Origin of the sequence: Olsenella sp. KH1P3 (genome assembly GCF_900167315.1) — a bacterium.
In the GTDB taxonomy this organism is placed as follows: domain Bacteria; phylum Actinomycetota; class Coriobacteriia; order Coriobacteriales; family Atopobiaceae; genus Olsenella_J; species Olsenella_J umbonata_A.
Genome location: NZ_FUWQ01000007.1, coordinates 1 through 5,879, shown reverse-complemented (window position 1 = coordinate 5,879; position 5,879 = coordinate 1). Strand labels below are relative to the sequence as shown.

Annotated in this window: 2 protein-coding genes; both read right to left on the bottom strand. The window is 55.2% G+C overall.

Annotation, left to right across the window (positions count from 1 at the left end; translation table 11 throughout):
• Nucleotides 1–713: 713 nt before the first annotated feature.
• Nucleotides 714–2,606 carry a hypothetical protein gene (locus B5D13_RS07980; RefSeq protein ID WP_143327770.1) on the bottom strand — a complete coding sequence of 631 codons (1,893 nt, stop codon included), beginning with the start codon at nt 2,604–2,606 and terminating at the stop codon, nt 714–716.
• A gap of 723 nt (nt 2,607–3,329) precedes the next feature.
• Nucleotides 3,330–5,879 (bottom strand): InlB B-repeat-containing protein (locus B5D13_RS07975; protein WP_180363895.1); only part of this gene is annotated, 2,550 nt, incomplete at its 5' end.

Sequence of the window (5,879 nt, the reverse complement as noted above, 5' to 3'; positions counted from 1 at the left end):
TCTTGAGGTATCGACGGTCCATGTGCCACCATCGGTCAGGACATAGGCAAGCGTGTAGGTCCCTTCAGAAGAGGCGCTCAGATAAACGCAAGAGCTGGAATTGCTCTCGGTCAGAGCGGGCTCGAGTCCATCCTCAGTGACAGCATCAACCTCATGGAGATCATCCTCCGAAGAGTCCGATACATATATATTAGATGCGTCAGTCGGAGAAGTCGCCACGGCACCGGGTTCGGAACTGTTGTCTTCGCTCTGCCGTGTATCGTCACTCTCCCTGGACCCAGCAACTACTGTCCCCTGAGCTTCAGTCCCGTCCGCAGAGGGGTCCCCCTCTGCACAAACGTCCCCAGCAGACACGGGAGACTCTGTGGCGGAGCTGACCTCCGAAACTGGTGCGGATTGCGAGACCACACTGTCTACCTGCTGATTTACAAAAGTTGAACTCTGAAAATCGGCATAGTTGTCCTGTTCGCTTGGCTCCGCAATGACAGAATCGGCCCCATCCGCCCCCGCCTCATCCGCAAACGCGAACGAGGGAGCGGCCACGAAGACGGAGAGGAGCGTCGCCGCACAGGCAACCATGACGCCGCCGACGAGGGCGCGCCACACTCCCCTTTCCTCCTGAGCCGTGTATGTCATTACGTTTTTCATCTCAAACCTCAAAGTCACTGGGTTTTGCGCTTCCGCTGCGCCATGTGGATCGTTATGGCGCAGCGCTAGTCAACCAACCGCTTTCGCCTCAATGCATAGACGCCAAATGCGGACGCAACAAGAACCACGCCCACGGGGGCAAGCGGATTAAAGATGTCCCCGGAAGCGGATTGCGAGACGTTTGAGTCACCCACAACCGCAGGAGCAGGCGGCTCGATTGCCGTCGGCTCTTCGGCAGCCGCCAAAGCGGCAGCATCAGGTGAAGAAGCCGGCTCAAAAATTGAGGAATCAGTTCGAGTCGCATTACTAGACTTTGAACCGGCCTTATCAATCAAAATTGAACTATTGGAATTACTGGCGGCGTTATCTCCAACGCCCACCTCAGATGAAAGATCAGCCTGGGACGGAGAAAAGAGATTCGTACCAGAAGAGCTCCCCGATGCCGGAGGCACAGACTGACCACCCCCGTCTTCGGCCACATTCTGGTTATCGGATGATTCTTGGCCGCCCGTCTCGTTCGAGCCTGTTTGGTCCTGATGCTGCCCAGGATTCTCCTGACCATCGTCAGAAGAAAACTCTGAGGCGTAAACGGCCTTCAGGGTGACGGATCCATAAGAAGCGTCGTCACCATACCAAGAGGTATACACATCCGCAAAAGACGTATCGTCCGACACGGCAAGCATCTTTCCCGAACCGCTACGATACGTCCAAACCACTTCGTTGACGGGAGCGGCAACAAGGGCATCGTAGACGGGAGAAAGGTCCCGCGAATCCCAGCTGACGCCGACTCGATTGTTGGGCTGCCCATTGTCGCCAGCACTTAGACCGGAGACGTCAAACTCTACTTGATAGTCATTGCGCATGACAAAGGTGCCGTAGAGCTGAAGGGGTGCGTCGGCATTAAAGAACTCACCCGTCTTCCGAAGCTCTTTACGCAGCTCATTCACAATATCACCGAACTTCATTGAGTCGGGGCAAAGGAAGTCGGTGCTGAGTGAATTGTCCATGTTGCGCTCAAGCTTATAGAAAAACTTGCCGACCTTATAACCAGGCTTGGGCTTATAGGTAGTGTTGAAAGTATCGGAATTAACGCCATTCTCCTCAAAGGCAACAATAGAATCCCAGGTAACGTTAGAGCGATAATTAACTGCACCACCGTCGTAGAAGCTTCCGTCATCGTCCACGACGCTAATAACATAGGAATAGAAACCAGGAACGAACAACAACCGCATGCGGTCAAAGCCAGAGCCGGTGACCGTTACGGAATCAGTGCTCGCATAGCCTGCAGATGTCCTAGACGCAAAGACATAGCCATCAAAATGGTTCATAAAATCGGGATCAACGTCGCGAATATTAACTGTCGTGCCGATTGGAGCGGATTTCTGCACGGAATCCATGTCGTCAGGGCCATTCAATAGATTGCCGTTAGGATCACACTTCACATAGGTGATGACGTAAGAAGGATCAAGTGCGGAATTGTTCAAATCTGAGTCTGAAGAAGGAATGAGGTTTGCGCAGCTAGACACCTGAGTCGCATCGATTTCACTCTGGCACGAATATGCCAACGGGTTTTCATCTGACAACGCTTCGGTATCCGATTCACCAGCAGAAGATGAACCCGTATCAGTCACAACGTAAAGGTCGGCACCGATGGAAGATCCATCCGACACAGTAGGCCGCGCGGAATAATCCTCACTTGTGTCGAGCGCGATGCGATCGTAATCAACGACAGCAGGATAATTGGAAGCAATTTGGTCGCCTGCGATAGAATCGCCAGGAGGTTCGTTGGCGTACGACATAGTTGGGGCCGCAAAAAGAGCCGTCGCAAGCGAGAGCGCACCCGCGACGACGGCAACGCACGCCATACGAGTGACTAGGGGATGTCCCTTTCGGTGCAAGGGGGTGGCATCTCCGCACTGAGTCGAAATACCGAGAAGTGTTGTGGGATCGAAGAACATGGCAGTACCTTTCAACGTCTCGCAAGCTTCAACTGGCATTAAGCTAAGAGAAATCGACCTAAATATAGACACTAATATAGTCTCAAATACATATGTATTTGTCAAAGTGGCATAAGGACAACAGCCAAGGTGATTTTCACAGGTAGATGCCTATTTCTGTTATTGTTAGCAGCCGTTCACGGAATCGATTTTGGGCGAGCGGTATTGCCCTCAATAAATAACCATCTACCACCTCAAATGTCCGAATTCACCAAGCTGAAAATCAATATGTTTAACAATATGCAAATTTATCGACAATTCGTTTATCAATCAGCAAATTTCATCCATCAGGACGACAAGAAATGTGGTAATGATTAACATATTGATATCTATGCTCGCACGTTATCATATGACATCGTTCTACCTGCTGCTACATGCCTGCTAGCTATCATGCTAGCAGGCATGTAGCAGCAGGTAGATAAGTCACAATCCCAGAACTACAATGCAGGGAACGCCAGGCATCACGGACTGGATGAGAAGCACCATGCACGCACGAGCCACGCAAGCCATTCTCGGCGCCTGCCCCCCCAATCGCGTCTTAGGACGTCCACAAGCCAGAAACCTTCAATAGACAGATGTGAACGCTTATGAGGCCAAATAGGCGCCGTCGATGGCGTTGACAAAAAAGGCACGGCCCCGCGAACGGGGCCGTGCCAGAGGAAAAATGTCCTTCTCCCCTACCCGCTATGCTTCTTCCCGATCATCGTTACGACGCCTCAGCACAATGGCTGGGAGAATAAGCGTAACAGCAGCGCCGATGAGGACGATAGCGAGGGATCCGTCAAAGAGGTCTCCAGTCTGCGGAATCCTCTCACCCTTGCCGGCCACATTCGGGCCAATGTTCTTGGCGGACGCGGGAGTCGGCTCGATAACGTCGCCCTCGGACTCGACGACGTCATCCTCAAAGATCGGGGTGAGCGTGACCTTGCCAGTAACGATGAGCTTGGTCGGATCGTCGATGGTGCCGGTGTGGATGACGCCGTCCTCGTCGAGGATGACATAGGTCCAGCCGGAAATGTGCTTGCCGGAATCGGGGATGACCGTCACCCAACCCTCGGGGATGGGCTCGCCATACGGAATGGGCTCAGGGTCGCCACCGATGATGGTACCGCCCTCCGTAGGCTTGGAAACCTCGATCTCGAAGGTCAGCTTCTCCCACTCGGCGTAGAGAACCGTAGTGCCATCGGGCATCGTCCAGCCCTGGGACAGATCGTAGTGGATTCCGCTGTAGTCAGGCTCGGTATTCCAGCCCACCAGCTTGTAGTGCGGGCGACGGAAGCCGTCCTCAATAGTTACCGTAGTGTCCTCGGTACCGCTGTCGAGCGTGATGTGGGTGCCATACGGCTTCACGACGTCTGCGATGGTGCCCGTAGCATCCTGGGCGTTCTTGTCGTAGATCAGACGGCCCTTGTTGATCTCCCACTCAGCGTAGAGAACCGTCGTGCCCTCGGGAAGCTCGAAGCCATCGAACGAGAGGTCGTAATGCGTACCGGACAGGTCTGCCTTGGTGTTCCAGCCAAGAAGCGTGTAGTGATCGCGCTTGAAGCCGTCAGTCAGGTCAGAAGGCGTCTCGATGTCGTTCTTGCCGGAGTCGAGCGTGAGGATGGTGCCGAAGGGCTCGACGACGTCCGCGATGGTACCCGTGGCATCAGAAGCGTTCTTATCGTAGATGAGCGTAGCGGGATCGTTCTTCTCGAACAGGGCCATGTACGTCTCGCCATACCAGAGGCCGTCGGTGACATTCTGAATGGAGGCAAAGGCGAGCTGCGTCATGTCTGTAGGCAGGTCATTGAACCCGGTCGTGGAGGCCGTCATGAGAGCAGAGGTCAGCAGGGATGCATCGAGACGGATCCACTTCACGAAGTGCCAGCCGGGGTTCGGTGCGGCAATCGCGCCAAGCGCAGTGCCGGAGACCACGGTGATGGTCTCGGAGCTGCGGGAGACTGTGCCGGCCGAGGCATTCGCACTGAATGCGCCGGTAGTCGTGTCAATCTCACCAGTGACGTACTTGAGCTCAATCTCGTTCTCGATCCACTTGGCGTACAGCGTGATCTGGTCGAGGGCTGCAGCGGGGCTCAGGGTGTCAGAGATCGTGTTGTACTGATCCGTGGAGTCGATATCGAAGACGTTGCCGTCCGCGATGTAGGTCCAGCCGCCGAGATGATAACCCTTAGGAGCAACGATTACGGAGGCATCGACGGGCTCGAGATCGCCGGCAGTCCAGGCAACGTGCTCCCTGTCAGCGGCTGTCACCGTACTCGCAGGACGGTATTTCGCGCCAACGGAGATGTAGTTGTTGTCGTAGACGACCTTGAAGTCGCTCTTCTCCTGCCAGAGGCCGTAGAGCGTAAGGGTCGTGACATCAGTGTCAGAAGCCGTCGGATCGACCAGCAGGACGAGCTGACCATACTTGTCTGTGGCGACGACGTTCTTGCCGGAGCCATCGGCGGCCGTGTTCCAGCCAATCAGGGTGTATCCGCGGCGGCTGGCGCTGTGAGCGTCGAGGCCGTCCTGAGCCCAGAAAGCATTCTGGATGTCTGTCGTGGCAGGAACGCCATTGTCAACGTAGTTGGGATCGTAGATGAGGATGTAGTCGGACCTGCGAACGAACACAAGTTTGAGTTCCTGGTCGGTGAGCGTGGGATCGAGCGTGATGGAGTCGATGCCATAGTTCGTGGTGGCGGGCACGTCGAAGACGTAACCGGGGATATGGCTGACGTTACTCCAGTTGTGCGTGGCGTCCGCCATCGTGGAGGGCGTGATGACGGTTCCTTCTACATCGGTGCCGTGGCCAGTAAAGCCGCCGTAGACTAGCGTCGCCCCGTTGTCGTCAGTAGTCCAGTAGGTGACCTTGTAGTCGACCAGCTTGAGCCAGGCGGCATACAGGGTGACCTCGGCCTGGACAACGTTGGGGTCGACGGCGTCAGAAAGCGTGGAGTAGGCGGTAGTGCCAGGCGTCACGGCAATGAGAGCGCCAGTGGCATCCACGTACATCCACTTGTCGAAGACATAGCCGGTCTTGGTGGGGTCAGTGGCCGGATAGAGATCGGTTGTCGACCAGGTAGCGTCAGTCTTATCCACGGACACTGTGGTAACCATATCGGCGGAGTCGATGTAGTGAACGATGAAGTTGGTAATTTCGTCCCAGATCGCGAAGAGCTCGATCTGGTCGCCGTCGGTGGAGCTGAGGTTGAGGACGGACTGCGCGTCGGTGTACGCGATGCCCGTGCCGTC